The organism is Secundilactobacillus paracollinoides (assembly GCF_001702155.1).
GTDB classification, from domain to species: domain Bacteria; phylum Bacillota; class Bacilli; order Lactobacillales; family Lactobacillaceae; genus Secundilactobacillus; species Secundilactobacillus paracollinoides.
Window position 1 is genome coordinate 196390 of sequence record NZ_CP014912.1, and the last position, 13789, is coordinate 210178.

General features: G+C 47.4%; 11 protein-coding genes. 3 read left to right on the forward strand and 8 right to left on the reverse strand.

Annotation, left to right across the window (positions count from 1 at the left end):
- Positions 1-507 precede the first annotated feature (507 nt).
- Both AYR61_RS00795 and AYR61_RS00800 read left to right on the forward strand, forming a co-directional pair.
- Positions 508-3588, forward strand: coding sequence for a YfhO family protein (locus tag AYR61_RS00795; RefSeq protein ID WP_056987787.1), 3081 nt, complete (start codon positions 508-510; stop codon positions 3586-3588).
- Positions 3589-3646: 58 nt separating this feature from the next.
- Positions 3647-4312 (forward strand): histidine phosphatase family protein, encoded by a 666-nt coding sequence (locus AYR61_RS00800; RefSeq protein WP_054711099.1) that lies wholly within the window; start codon positions 3647-3649, stop codon positions 4310-4312.
- Positions 4313-4387: 75 nt separating this feature from the next.
- Here AYR61_RS00800 and AYR61_RS00805 read toward each other — a convergent pair whose 3' ends face one another.
- Positions 4388-4600: a hypothetical protein gene (locus AYR61_RS00805; protein WP_056987788.1), complete on the reverse strand. Its 213-nt coding sequence runs from the start codon at positions 4598-4600 to the stop codon at positions 4388-4390.
- 68 nt (positions 4601-4668) lie between these two features.
- Between AYR61_RS00805 and AYR61_RS00810 the strand changes: the two genes are divergently transcribed.
- The gene (locus tag AYR61_RS00810; protein ID WP_156319336.1) at positions 4669-4860 is read left to right on the forward strand and encodes a hypothetical protein; all 192 of its coding nucleotides are present in this window, start codon (positions 4669-4671) and stop codon (positions 4858-4860) included.
- Positions 4861-5475: 615 nt separating this feature from the next.
- Here the strand turns inward: AYR61_RS00810 and AYR61_RS00815 are convergent.
- The 7 genes from AYR61_RS00815 to AYR61_RS00850 form a co-directional block, all read right to left on the reverse strand.
- Positions 5476-6477 carry an SGNH/GDSL hydrolase family protein gene (locus AYR61_RS00815; protein ID WP_054711093.1) on the reverse strand — a complete coding sequence of 334 codons (1002 nt, stop codon included), beginning with the start codon at positions 6475-6477 and terminating at the stop codon, positions 5476-5478.
- A gap of 98 nt (positions 6478-6575) precedes the next feature.
- Positions 6576-7421, reverse strand: coding sequence for a PfkB family carbohydrate kinase (locus tag AYR61_RS00820; RefSeq protein WP_065900973.1), 846 nt, complete (start codon positions 7419-7421; stop codon positions 6576-6578).
- On the reverse strand, positions 7421-7930 hold the full coding sequence (locus AYR61_RS00825) for an ECF transporter S component (RefSeq protein ID WP_054711089.1): 510 nt from the start codon (positions 7928-7930) through the stop codon (positions 7421-7423). Before AYR61_RS00825 ends, AYR61_RS00820 begins: the two co-directional genes overlap by 1 nt.
- 382 nt (positions 7931-8312) lie before the next feature.
- The gene (locus AYR61_RS00830) at positions 8313-9755 is read right to left on the reverse strand and encodes a glycoside-pentoside-hexuronide (GPH):cation symporter (protein WP_065900980.1); all 1443 of its coding nucleotides are present in this window, start codon (positions 9753-9755) and stop codon (positions 8313-8315) included.
- A gap of 34 nt (positions 9756-9789) precedes the next feature.
- Complete coding sequence (locus AYR61_RS00835) at positions 9790-10032, reverse strand: hypothetical protein (RefSeq protein ID WP_054711087.1); 243 nt, start codon at positions 10030-10032, stop codon at positions 9790-9792.
- Between the two features lie 840 nt (positions 10033-10872).
- On the reverse strand, positions 10873-12210 hold the full coding sequence (locus AYR61_RS00845) for an aspartate aminotransferase family protein (protein ID WP_056987791.1): 1338 nt from the start codon (positions 12208-12210) through the stop codon (positions 10873-10875).
- A 41-nt stretch (positions 12211-12251) separates the two neighbouring features.
- Positions 12252-13679, reverse strand: coding sequence for an APC family permease (locus tag AYR61_RS00850; RefSeq protein ID WP_056987792.1), 1428 nt, complete (start codon positions 13677-13679; stop codon positions 12252-12254).
- Between the last annotated feature and the right edge of the window lie 110 nt (positions 13680-13789).

Below are 13789 nucleotides of genomic sequence, written 5' to 3' on the forward strand. Positions count from 1 at the left end.
ATGTTACACAAACGTAATTAAAAGTGAGTGGAAAAGTAATCAGAGCGTGAGGGAAAGCGCTTAGTTGGCTTATGCAGGAGCCCTCTGCCTTCCCGAACGCGTTTCCACTATGTAAGGGAAAAATCTCGTCGCAAGCAACTCGCTGAAAACTAAATTCCGGTAAATGGTCCTGGAATTTGTGGCTGAAGTCGTTTAGGTGCAACCTCTTGCCTTCCCGAACGCGTTTCAACTTTGTAAGGGGAAAATTTCGTCGCAAGCAGCTCGCTGAAAACAGGTCCAACAACGGAATCTGGAATTTTTGTCAGAGCTGGCCTATGCAGGAGTCCTCGTCCCTCCTAAGCACATCCCAATTCGAACTCCCACCAAAATTCCGCATCAATGCCCAAATCAAACGCCTGCCCCACCACAAGTCAAAACGCAACGACCGTCTCGAAGGCCGCGTTTGGACTATTCCTGATGGGGCAATGTATGCAATAATAGAGACACTATTGCAGACTTGGAGAGATCATGGTGAAAAAGCTTTATGAAAAAACGCCGGTGTGGGTGGCGTACACAATTTTATTTGCAGCAATCGTTACCGTTACTTTCGGTACCTTGCATCAGTCGGGAGCCACAACGATTTGGAATTTAGACGGAATTGCCCAGCACTATCCAATTCTCAGGGAATTCTATCGGATCTTGCATGGCACGACACATCAGTCACTCTTTAGCTGGTCGTGGAATTTAGGATTGGGTGCCAATCAGATGACCACCTTTGCCTACTATGTTGTGGGTGATCCGTTCAGCTATCTCATTGCGCTGTTTTCCGCGGATAAAATTGAATTTGGTTACTGGATGCTAACGCTGCTGCGCTTGTATGTCGTCGGCCTGTCCTTTATGGCATTAGCTAAGCAACTACGATTAAAGCGTGCCGGCACGCTCTTTGGCAGTCTCATTTATACGTTTAACGGGTTCACATTTTACGTCAGTTTTCACCACCCATTCTTCTTACTACCACTGATCTTCTTTCCACTTCTTTGTCTGTTCATCGACCGGATCTATCATGGCCACTCATCTCTCGGGCTGACCATTGTCACCGCACTGGCACTGGTCAGCAACCTGTACTTTGCGTACGTTTTAGCCATTGGCGCCTTTATCTTCGCCATTGTGCGCTATTTTGAACTGCGCCAAAAACACGTTCTGAACCGTTCCATCATCCGCACCATCGGAACTTTTCTTCTGGCACTCATCGGTGCGCTGCTGCTTGCCAGTGTCATCCTGATTCCTGTGATTATCTCAATGCTGCATTCCTCTCGTTCTGGCGCCGCAATCTTTGCGAACGGCCTGACGACTTACCCCGCACTCTACTATTTGCGGTTACCAGCCGCCCTGATCAATGCAAACGGGACAGTCTATTACTGGACGATCCTAGGTCTTAGCGGCATCACGCTGATGGCCATTATCTGGACGATGCGCCGATTTAAACGTTATTGGGCACTCAACACGCTCATTATCCTCACCGCGGTAGGCCTTCTTTTGCCACAGATTGCGGCAATTATGAACGTCATGAGTACCCCATCAAATAGGTGGCTCCTACTGGCACAACTGTTATTTGCCATTGTCTCCGCCGTCTTCATCGACCGCCTGTCCGAATTGACTGTCCGTGATTTTTATTGGTTTATGGGCAGTGCCATCGCGCTTGCCCTCGGATTCTGGTGTGCTAACGGATTTATCTTTAAAACGGGCTCCCACTTTTTCATGAGTTTCGGTCTGTTTCTGACCGTGCTACTGATTATCGCAGTCGCACTGCTAAAGCCGTTGCCGGCCACCCAATTAAAGTCGCTGTTACTCCTAGTAATCACCATCAATCTGATGAACACAGGTCTCGGTTTTTACAGCAGCAACTACAGTGATGCGCCGAAAAACGAGGTGCAAACGGGCACAGCTGCCCAATGGACGACGGATTTCTTTGACAAGGCCGACCAATATCTCAAAAAAATGGATCACACATTTTATCGTACTGCAACTTCAAGCGATTACTATACGACACCAACGGTTGGCAACAATATCAGCATGCTGCTTGGAACGCATAGTATTAGTTCGTATTACTCCGTTCAAAGCGGTTATGTGGATGCCTTTAATCGTGAACTCGGCAACGCGCAAACAGCGATGAATAACCCAACGGGGAACGCCGATAATCGCACGACGATGCTGAATCTCTTAGGCGTTAAGTACCTATTTACTCGGCAAGATGATTGGACATCTCACGCGCCGCATCCGTACGGGTTCAACGCTATTAAAACAAAGAACGGTCAGCCAAAACTATTCGCTGACCACCCCGTGTATCAACTCGGTAATGGGACCGGCACCATTTTGCTCAAAAACAAGAATGCGTTGCCACTCGCCTATCTGCAATCAAAACAGCTCAACAAGAAGGCGTTTAACCGGCTCTCTCAGCCTGATAAAGAACAAGCGCTTTTGACTGGCGCCCAAACTGATAACCCAGTATCAGGCATCGGCCAAGTCACACCAAAAAAAATCAGCAAAACTGTTCCCTACTCTGTCACCACAACGAGTCTGCCCGTGACGACCCTGCAACAGGCCATCGGCTACCGACTGGATAATAACGTGAATCAATCGCTCTCTGCAAAACATGTTAAAAATGCGGATCAGCTGACGCCCAAGGAAGCTGCCCAATACGCTGCTGCAACTAATCTGACGCACCCATCGAAAACAGTAACCAATTTACTGAAACAAAATCAGCAACTGATCACCAAAAATCAAAAGGCGAATCAAAGCGGACTGACCACCATGACAAGTGACCTGCTGGGCCAGCGTCAAACGTACCAGCTCACCCTGAAACAGCCTCAAAGATATAAAAATTGTGAATTATACGTCGAGCTCTCTGGAATCAAGGCCTCATTTGCATCAACGAGCGACCGGCAGACACTCGCTAGCAACCGTTACAAAATGGCTGGGACGCCCTTTACAAAGAGCCAACGTTTAAATTCATGGCGAACGATCGTCAAGTCCCCCTTCTTTGACAGTTATGATCTGACAGTATCTGCCAACCATACGAAAACTGACTTTACCCAGCTTGGCATCAACAATATGTCTGACTATGAGCCAAAGCATCAACTGCTACTTAATATGGGCTACTCAACCCGCTTGCGCAAAACAATTTCCCTGTCGTTTACCAATGCCAAGCAGCTGCATTTTAAACGGGTTCGGATCATTGCGGTGCCATTTGGTCGGCAGTACCGTCAGGAAACGACCCACTTGCAAAGACAGGCACTGAACCATCTAACAGTCACAAATAACCATGTGTCTGGCACCAGTTCAACTGATAAACCAACGATCCTAACCACTTCCATTCCCTATTCTAGCGGTTGGCACCTCACTGTTGACGGGCGGGCAACAACAACCCAGCAAGTCAATAGTGGGTTCGTTGGCGCGAGAATTCCGGCTGGTCGCCACCGGATCAAGTTGACCTACACGACCCCCGGATTAAAGATTGGTTTCATTGCGACACTCATTGGCGTTTTCTTTCTTGCCGGCCTCATCATCTGGGTCATTTTCAGACGACGAACCCTGTCGAAAGCCGCTTAATTTGGTACAATGAACAGGAAAGCATTGATGAGACACACTAGATGAGGAGCGCTTGATCATGAAAACAATTACTGCCTACTTTGTCCGTCACGGACAGACCATGTTAAACCATTACAATAAAGTTCAGGGTTGGATCGACTCACCCTTAACGGAACAGGGAATCGCGGATGCTGACCGTGCTGGCCAGCAATTGAAGGCCTTAAATTTTAACGCAGCCTATAGCTCAGATTCAGGCCGTGCCATTGAAACGGCAAGTCACATTTTGAAGGCTAATCCAGAAAACATTAACATCATCAGCTACCAGTACCCTGAATTCCGGGAACAGTGCCACGGTTACTTTGAAGGCAACGATCTGAACCAGATGTGGCAGTTCGTTGGTGAACAGGTCAACCTAACCTCGGAATCCGCAGTCCTCGGTACTTACGGATTGGAAAAAGCCCGCGATTTAATTCATAAAGCCGACCTTTACGGTGAAGCTGAATCCAACGATATGTTTTGGACCCGATTAGACCGCGGCTTTGATAAACTGCGCGATAACAGCCAGGATGGCGACGTTGCGCTGGTGGTTTCTCACGGGATGACGATTCGGTCAATCGTTGACCGCTACGCACCCGAACTTGACACCGGAATCGCCACGATCAACGGCAGTATTACCAAACTGACGATCACGGATGACGACATCCACGTGGACTTCTTTAACAAGATCGACTACGTTGCTCAATAGAAACGCAAAAAATACCCAGTTGATTGCACACGAGCTACCTTGCTCGTTCTGCAATCAACTGGGTATTTTCTATCGTTATACTTCAATCGCATTTGGAATAACTGTCACACTCTGCATTCGCACCACGACGCGCCCTGTGAGCTCAATGACTTTCCAGCGGTCTTCAATGTGGTGATCGATAATTTTAACCATCACGGAACGTTCATAAATTTTTTCGATTTGGCCGACAAAGGACTGTTTGAGATTACCGTTTGGTTGACAATTGACAAGATCGTTAACTTTAAGCATGACAAGGACCTCCTTTAGGTCAGTGAATTTAATTAATGCTGATTTCGATGACGCGACGGTGTGTCGTCTTGGCACTGAAGAATATGCATGATCCGAGCATCGCATTTTGCGACGATGAGACAGTACTGGTGAGCCTCAACGACACGGCGATCTTTAAAATGGAAATTCATGACCTCCACGACAAGCCGGTCAGAAAAAACGCGTTGCACCCTGCCAATAAAGCTGGCATGCATCTCATGATTTTGTTGGCATTTTACTAAACTGCCGCGTTTAAATGTCTGCTCAGAATGACTCATGTTATCACCCGTCCTTTCGATATTTATATATTATCCTAACTATAAGAATTGTTTGAGAATAATGTATGAAGTTTGTGTGAAAATTATTAAAGTGTTGTTTAATTAAAATTATTAGCATTAGAGAATCAGTCCGTTGCATTACGTAATTTGACACGGGTTAAGCATCACAATTGCGTTAAAACTAGTTCTCAGAGAATCCGCCCTCGACAGCTAGTAAGCTATTAACAGCAATGCTTCTCATAACGTGTTAGTCACTAGTAACGATTAATATAGAAGTTTCGTGATGCCACTTTTGAAGACTTATTAATTTTGATGGCAACTACCAGAATCATAGCGTAGTGGAACCGTTCGGCATTGCAAACTGCGACCCGACCTCAGCCTGCAGGGCCGAACCGTGGAACAAAGCGACATTAAAACGCTACTTTGAATCACCCAACAATATAAAGACCCATTAAATTTGCCCTCTGTACTATCTAAATTGTTAATTCACTGTAATTTAAGTCTCAGTGCACACACAAAAAAGACCATTAAGTTCATATTGTAGAACTTAATGGTCTTTTTATGATTGTGGCTGTTCGATTACTTTAAATTAGCTTCCAAATAGGTTGCCAAGACTTTCCCCATCTTTTCGTAACTGGCTGCAGTTGGGTGCAAGCGGTTATCGCCGAAGAAGGTTAGGCGTGAATCATCCGTTGGCAAGAACTCACTTTCGTAGTCAGCCCAGTTGAACACTTTAACATTGTGCTTTTCGTAGACTGCCTTTTCAGTATCACGGACGTCGCCTAACGTGTAAGCGTGGTCCTTATACAAGGTGCTGCCAGCATTCACGTAGGTGTTGGTGTCTGGATCTAATACGTAACAGTCCATTGGCAGGATGCCGACAATCTGTGCATCCGGATACTTCGTTTGTGATTCGGTCAGATCAGCATCCAAAACGGACTGGATCTTCGCTAACGACAACACGTGGAAGTAATCGTTGACACCGTATGCAATGGTGATAACGTCGGTATTCTTAAAACTATGTTTTTCGATATTGTACGTCAGATCCAGGTTAGTATCCCCTGTCACTTCACCGTTGTTTTCACCGTAGTTGGTAACGCTCATGCCCATGTCGGTCCCGGTCACTTCAGGGTATGGATTAGCAGCGTAGTCGCTTCCAGTCCAGCCCTTAGTAATTGAATCGCCCAAACTTGCCATGGTCATTTGACGAATCCACTTTGAGTAGACCCAGCCCTTGACCGTTGGCTTGTTAGCAACCTGCACATAATCGTACTTCATACCATTCTTTAACGTTTCCTGCTTGGTGACCAGCAACGTTTTGTTGGTATAATTCTTGAGCCAATGCGTCTTCTTCGCATTTTTGTTCGACAGATATGGGTAGTTCCAAATTGCCGTTGTCATCGTTGTTGGGTCCTTAACGGAAACAACACGTGCGCGTTCACTAAGCTTGGTCGTGGTCTTTACAGCGTAATTCTTATCGACCTTGGCCGCACTTGCCTGACTACTGATGGTGAAGAGCAGCAACCCAGCCATTGCACCGCCGAGAACTGCTTTAATAAAATGATGTCTTGAGTTTACCAACTCACGTACCCCCTATAATTCCATTCAATAGTAACAATTATAGCCCACCAATACCGCAAATAATGGGTTCGTAATCATTTTGTCGTTGGAATTTAATATTAAACGGGGCGTGGTGTGTTTAAAAAGCGTAATAAGTGGCTCAACCGCATTCCAAAGCGCCGATCGGTCACTTCTTTTGCAGTCTGGTCTAATGCAATGGCCGTGCCGGTAACCGCCCGTCTCACAGACTGGTCAAACGATAAGCCGGTTGCCAGGCTGCCGCTCAGCACCGCCGTAAAGACATCCCCGCTGCCATAAAAGTGGCCGGGACGTTTACGCGTATCGATCACATGGTCGGTGCCATGGGCGAACCACATTGTCCGCACTTGATCACCAACAGTGATACCCGTCACGACCACTTTCAGATCAGGATTGCCCCCCTGCCAAAGTTGGTCAACGGCAGTCCGCACTTGTTGGCGCGTGGCGCTTGCCACCGGTGTTTGGCCAATAAGGAGTTGTAATTCCGTCCAGTTAGGCGTGATGATACTGGCCTCCGTCACTAACGTCTGCATCTGTACCACGTAATCGGCTGGCAACCCCGGGTACAAAACCCCATCGTCTGCCATCACGGGATCGAGGACCAACCACGATAGCTTCCGAGTGCGCAAATAGCGTTTAAGCGTCGTCACTAGGGTTGCATCCCCCAAGTATCCGATTAGCCCAGCCTGGGGCCGAATACCAACCTGGGTCCAATGCGCAAGAACAGCCTCCAGCCAGTTAGCCGAAGACTGTTTTGCGGGCGTATCAAAGCCCTCTGTTTGCGTCGATAATAACTGTGTCGGTACTAATGCCGTCGCAACGTCACAGGCCGCTAAAATTGGCCCGGCAACACCAAGCGACATACTGCCGACTGCGGAAAGATCCTCCGCTACAAGGAATGGCCGGTCACCTGTCATCTCTGCCATTATGAATCCAATAAGTGCGGCAGCCGGTTCTCCAACGGGATCGAAACGAAGTAGGCGACGACCCCATCCAGAATTCCCTGAATAAAGTTCGTTGGCACGCCGATCAGTCCGACTGAAACGTGGTACAACAATGAATCAGCGACAAAGTACCCGGCAACCATCACAACGGTACCAACGACCATCGCAACGATCTTCATGCCGCGAGACTTGCCGGCGCCGATCCAGCCGGCCACAAAGCCTTCCAACCCATGAACGATCAGTGAAAAGAACATGTATTGCGAATAGCCGGAGATCAGGTCCAGTAAGAAGCCGCTTAAGCCCCCAACGATAGCCCCCTGTTTTCGGCCTAACAAGAGTGCCGCAATAAAGATACCTGCATCGCACAGGTTAACGTTTCCGTGGGTCATCGGCACCGGAATTAAGAAGAACCGGGAAATAACAACGGTGACAGCCACAAGCATTGCGAGATAAACAACCTCGCGGGTAGATGTTCCTTTATGATTACTCAAGCGAAACCCCTCTTTACACAATAAATTTTAATCATTTTAACATATTTAGTGAAGCAACTGATAATAGCATAACGACTGATTTCATTGCAATTGATGAACATCTGTCAACAATTTAAAAAAACGAATTCTCATAAAAATGTCAAAATAATCCACTAAGAGTAACTTAGCATGCCCATTATCAGTTCGACAACAACCAATTGGCTTGAAATCATCCCAACCAATTTAAATCCACAGTCATCATAAAACTACGAGTGTCATCACACAACACTGCCGACGCCCAATTCCGCTCAAAACTCGTGCTGCGCACAAAAAAACGTCCCTCATGGATAACCATTATCCATAAGGAACGTTAAAGGACGCACAATAATATCAAAAAGAATGACTAATTTTCAGCAGTCTTCTCTTCTTCATCCTTCTTAGCACGCAGTTTCTTTTCCAATTCAGCAACGATCTTCTTGTGGCGGTCTTCAGTCAGACTAACCTTGAAGAAGTAGATCAACGCCGCAATCACGATCAGAATGACAGGTGCGTAGAACATAAATGATTTAAAGACCATCAGCTGGTGAGCTGAAACGCCACCGGCTTTGGCAGCCCCAACCATCCCTGAGTGGACGGCTGCTAGGGCAACAATGCCGTTAGCGAAGGCACCAGCCAATTTATCGATCAACGGACGGACGGCCAAGGTAACTGATTCGTTACGTGTACCGTTCTTCCATTGCCCATATTCAACGGCATCCGTAATGGTCATCAAAGCGGCCAAGAAGATCATTGGGTATGGGAAGAAGAAGATGGCAATGGCGATCATAACAGCAACACTGTTTGTACCGGCAAATAAGAAGACGGCGTAACCAATGATCATCATGACGATCCCACCAACGTAAATGGCCTTCCGATGAACCTTGGCAACGATGGTTGGGAACAGTGAAACGGAGATAACCCCGAGAATCGCCATTAACCAACCAGCATAGGTAAATTGTTTTGCGGCGCCCATGACGTAGGTGAAGTAGTACAGCAACAGTGAGTTGGTAACAACGTAGCCTAGGGCAAAGAAGAAGTATGATACGGCTAACCACATCAATTGATCGTTCTTACCTAAGGCTTTGAAGATCCCAATAACACTAGTTTTTTCAGTATCTTCACGAATCAACGTCTTAGATTCTTTAGTCCCTAACGTAGTGGCCAAGGCCCCTAAGAAGGAAACAGCAGCGATGACAACCGCGAAACCGACCCACCCAGCGTGAGTTTCAGTTCCGTTCTTGGCACCTGAGAAGATGCTTGAGAACCAAACGACCAATGGCACGATCGCAATCGGCACTGCTTGGGCACCAATCGTTGAGCCTAAACGACCGATCGTCCCGAACTTAGCCCGGACATCTTCTTCAGTACTCAAAGCAGGTAACATTGACCAGAAGGAAATATCTTTAAAGGAATAGAAGATATCCAAAACAACGTAGGTCAGACCGAACAAAACGAGGTATAACGTTGGGTTCGACGTGGTCAGCCCGCCAAAGTCAGTGAAGATGATGATCAGCATGATCGAACTGATGGTGGCACCAGTCATCAACCATGGTTTGAACTGGCCCCAGCGGGTATCCGTGTTATCAACCGCCCCACCGATCATTGGGTCAAAGGCAATTTCGATGATCCGAATGACCATCATCATCGTGGAAACCATGTAGATCATATGCGAGTTAAACGCCTTGTTAGACGTATCAAAAATCTGACTCGTAATGAAAATCATTAAATAAGTGCTCAATGTGGCGTAGAACGCGTCATGACCGAAGGCCCCTAACGCGTAGGACGTATACTGTTTAACGTGTTTCATAAATGCGACAGCCCCTTAGTATAAATACAATGAATTAATAACGCCGTTCGATGATCTTGTTCAAGATTGCGTTACGTTCCTCAGCCTTAGCAACGTCAAAGCGAGTCTCTTCAAGATCGTTAAAATCTTGAGCCAGTAAAACAGCTTCAAGGTATAACGTGAGTTGGCGTTTGATGTAAACTTTATCTTCTTCGTCGTCCTTCTTGGGATTCCCACCCAAAACGGCTTCGGCGAACGCTTTAACGTCTAACGTGATCTTATCGTTTTTGTCTGCCATAAGAATTACCTCCCACTCTCAAATTTTTGAAGCAATCAACCAACTTGCCAAGTTCGGCAACCAGCAATTCACAAACATCACTATTTCTTTTGTGAAGTACATCAAAAATGTAAGTCCTTACATTTTTGATGTAACCAAGAAAGCCATTTTGTGAAATTCTGTTGCCTTAAAACTCTTCCTTATTTTAGCACAAACTTTTCTGATTGAAAGCGCTTACTAAAAATTTCAATAAAATTTTACTAAGAAATTTAGTTAAAGTTTTCCTTGGATCGGTTCAACCACGGGGATTGGGCTTTCTTTAGGGAAGAATTGAAGAAAAGGAAAAATTTAAGTGCGTGAAGCAGGACGTTTAGGGGAAAGAGGACGCAACTTGCCTTGCAGAACACGTTTCCACTATGGGGTCTAAAATAGCGTACCAAGCCCGTTTTGTCGTTAACACGACATCAACCTCCCCTCTCGATTAAACAGGCTTACACTGTAAAAAAAATTCTGCCTTCTACCTCGGATCTTGAATCATTTTCAGTTTGGTCGCCCAGTATGAAACTGCCTGACTAATTCGCAAGAAAGTGATTGATTCTGACATTTTTTGTTGTGCTGTTACTTATTTTTTTATCTAAAAAGGCACCGCCTTTAGTGGCTGTGCCTTTTTTTTGGTGTTTAACAATTGTTCCAGGATCATTCTCATTCAGGGATATGCGACGTGGGTCTTGGCCTCGTAGCGTAACGTGTTCCGCAAGGCAAGGGGCGGCCATGTAACGGACTCTGGCAAAAAAGTCAGACCCGGACTTTTCTGCCAGAGTCCGTTACATTCTGCCCCTTAACCGCCTTGCTCCACACTCTCTACCACCCAATCTCTCCCGCATTCTCCGGCAAACTCAACTTGCCGGCAGCGAAATCTTTAAAGGCCTGATTCAAAATGGTAAACGCCTTTTCCAGTTGCTCATCCGTGATGACCAATGGTGGCTGGAACCGCAGCACGTTTGTTTTTAGACTGATAATAATGGCGCCCAACTCAAAGACACGGTAGATGATCTTAGTTGTAGCATCCGCATCTGGTTCACCCGTTTCTGGGTCAATGATATCAATCCCACCATTTAACCCATACATCCGAATATCGCCAATAAACGGAAACTTCTCGCGATCATCGTGGAAGAATTTATCCGCCCGCTGACCTAGTTTGGCACTGCGGTCGATCAAGTGTTCATCCTCGATGACGTCAATCGTTGCCATTGCTGCGGCGGTTGTGACCGGGTTACCCGCTGTCGTAAAGAGGTGACCAGGGGCACCGAGTGAATCCATGATCTCCTGACGGCCGATCACAGCACTAAGCGGCAATCCTGAGGCCAAGGATTTTCCAACTGACATTAGGTCTGGTTCCAAGCCAAAATTTTCGATGGACCACCACTTACCGGTTCGGCCCATGCCTTGATTGACCTCATCAACAGCAAATAGGATACCGTTATCGTGGGCAAATTGGTAAATTTTTTCCATAAACTTCTGCGGTGCCTTAACGATCCCCCCGTCACCCTGAATGGGTTCGATGAGAATTGCCGCCGTTTCTTCAGCAGGCAGATACGTTTCAAACGGTAATTTAAATGCAGCAAACATCCGGTCAACAAATGCGTCGTCGGTTTCGTCGGTCAATCGCTTCCAGGGGTCAGGAAACGGCACCTTAACCACGCCTGGCAACATTGGGCCAATCTTTCGACTCATGTTTAAACTGACCGCAGAGAGCGTCTGTGAGCCGTATGTGGACCCATGGTAGGCCCCGGTAAAGCTCACAATGTTTGGTCGTCCGGTATACGCGCGGGCGAACTTAATAATGGCATCATTTGCGTCAGAACCCGAATTGCCCCACGCAAGGGCTTTGGGGCCGCTGATCGGCGCTAAGGCTGCCAATCTTGGCGCAAGTTTAGCTTCATTTTCAGTCGCAAAGTAAGCGGCAGTGTATTGGATCAAGCGCGCTGCCTGATCTTGAATTGCTTTAACAACGTGAGGATGGGCGTGGCCCGTGTTGGTGGACGATGCACTGGCAAGCAAGTCAATGTAGTCGTTGCCATCAACGTCCGTGACCACGGCGCCCTTCCCCGATCGAATGACAATATTGTAGTACTTCACCCGAGCAGCCCGGGAAAAGGCTGGGGCTTCATTGGCTAACAGACGTTCATTATCACCCATTATTGTTCCTCCTCTAGACATCCTCTAATCAAGGCACACCCCTATTTCTTATTCAGATAGGAGTGCCGCATCCCGTAAGCCATGTAAACGAACAGGCCAACGATAAACCAGATCAGCGCGTAAAGTTTGGCATCGATATCAAGGCCCCAGAACACAAGCAAGGCACCCAAGAAGGCCAGTGCAGGCATGACGGGATACCACGGCATCTTGAAGGCAGGATCTGGAATGTCCTTACCTTCACGCGGCCGCAGCCGGTAAATGCCAAGGGAAACGAACATAAACGCAATCAGCGTCCCTGCAGAGATCAGTTGTGACAGGAAGGCAAATGGGAACAGTGACCCAACGATCACAGCAACGACCGTCAACACGATCAACGCATGGTTTGGCAGATTATTCTTATCCAATTGACCGAGCCATTTTGGCAACATGCCATCACGCCCGAAGGAATAGATCAGCCGTGAACCGGCCAGCATCATCCCGATAAGGGCGGTAAACATCCCAACAACCGCAATCCCTTGAACGACGGTAGCGACGATTTCGTGACCGGATTGACGCAGTGCCCAGCCAACGGGTTCCGCGTTGTTGGCATAATCCGAATATTTAAACATCCCAACCAGCACAAGCGCAACGCCGACAAAGAGCACAACGGCAATCAGGAGTGAACCCAAGATACCTCGTGGCATGGTCTTTTGCGGATCCTTCGCTTCAGCCGAGTTCGCGGCAACGGAATCAAAACCAATATAGGAAAGGAAAATCATTGAGACGCCGGCGTAGATTCCTTGCCAGCCCCCGAATTGATTACCGTCAGCGCTCACGTGGTGTGCCGGAATAAATGGCACGTAGTTTGAGGCGTGGATGGTAGTTGCACCCACAACGATAAAGGTCAAAACGGCGAGGACTTTCAAGGTCACCAGGATGTTTTGCACCCGGGCAGCAGTTGAGACCCCGCGGGATAGCAATAGACCAACCAGGACGATAACGACGACGGCGGTAATATCGATCACCCCGCCGTCCGTCCCAAACGGATTTGCCAAGGCTTTGGGATAGGTAATTCCCAGCGGCTCGATCAAGCCCCTAAAGTTAGCGGATAACCCGGACCCAACAAAGGCAACGGCAATAAAGTATTCAGCAAGCAGTGCCCAGCCGGCGATCCAACCAAACCCTTCACCAAACACAACGTTGATCCACGAATAAGCAGATCCGGCAAACGGCATTGCGGCTGACATTTCAGCGTAAGCAAAGGCCACCAGCCCAGCAACCACCGCAGCTGCCAAGAAAGACAGCGCAACCGCTGGACCGGCATGTTGCGCGGCAACAACACCAGGTAGCGTAAAGATCGAGGTGGACACGATGGTGCCGACCCCTAAAGCAAGGATGTCTTTGACACCCAGCACACGTGCCATATGAGAATCCTTGTCCTGATAGACGTTTGGATCCTCTTTACGCACAAAATTACTAATAAAGCTCATTCAAATTCCTCCCGAGGAGAGCTTGACGCTATGTATAACTAATCAAAACAACCAACAACATTAGAAATAAATGAGTATATTTTAACAAGAATTTTAAATTCATGCAATAC

Coding starts and splice junctions, on each gene's coding strand:
- AYR61_RS00795 (WP_056987787.1), top strand. CDS start 508: ATGGTGAAAAAGCTTTATGAAAAAACGCCGGTGTGGGTGGCGTACACA.
- AYR61_RS00800 (WP_054711099.1), top strand. CDS start 3,647: ATGAAAACAATTACTGCCTACTTTGTCCGTCACGGACAGACCATGTTA.
- AYR61_RS00805 (WP_056987788.1), bottom strand. CDS start 4,600: ATGCTTAAAGTTAACGATCTTGTCAATTGTCAACCAAACGGTAATCTC.
- AYR61_RS00820 (WP_065900973.1), bottom strand. CDS start 7,421: ATGGCAGAGATGACAGGTGACCGGCCATTCCTTGTAGCGGAGGATCTT.
- AYR61_RS00830 (WP_065900980.1), bottom strand. CDS start 9,755: ATGAAACACGTTAAACAGTATACGTCCTACGCGTTAGGGGCCTTCGGT.
- AYR61_RS00835 (WP_054711087.1), bottom strand. CDS start 10,032: ATGGCAGACAAAAACGATAAGATCACGTTAGACGTTAAAGCGTTCGCC.
- AYR61_RS00845 (WP_056987791.1), bottom strand. CDS start 12,210: ATGGGTGATAATGAACGTCTGTTAGCCAATGAAGCCCCAGCCTTTTCC.
- AYR61_RS00850 (WP_056987792.1), bottom strand. CDS start 13,679: ATGAGCTTTATTAGTAATTTTGTGCGTAAAGAGGATCCAAACGTCTAT.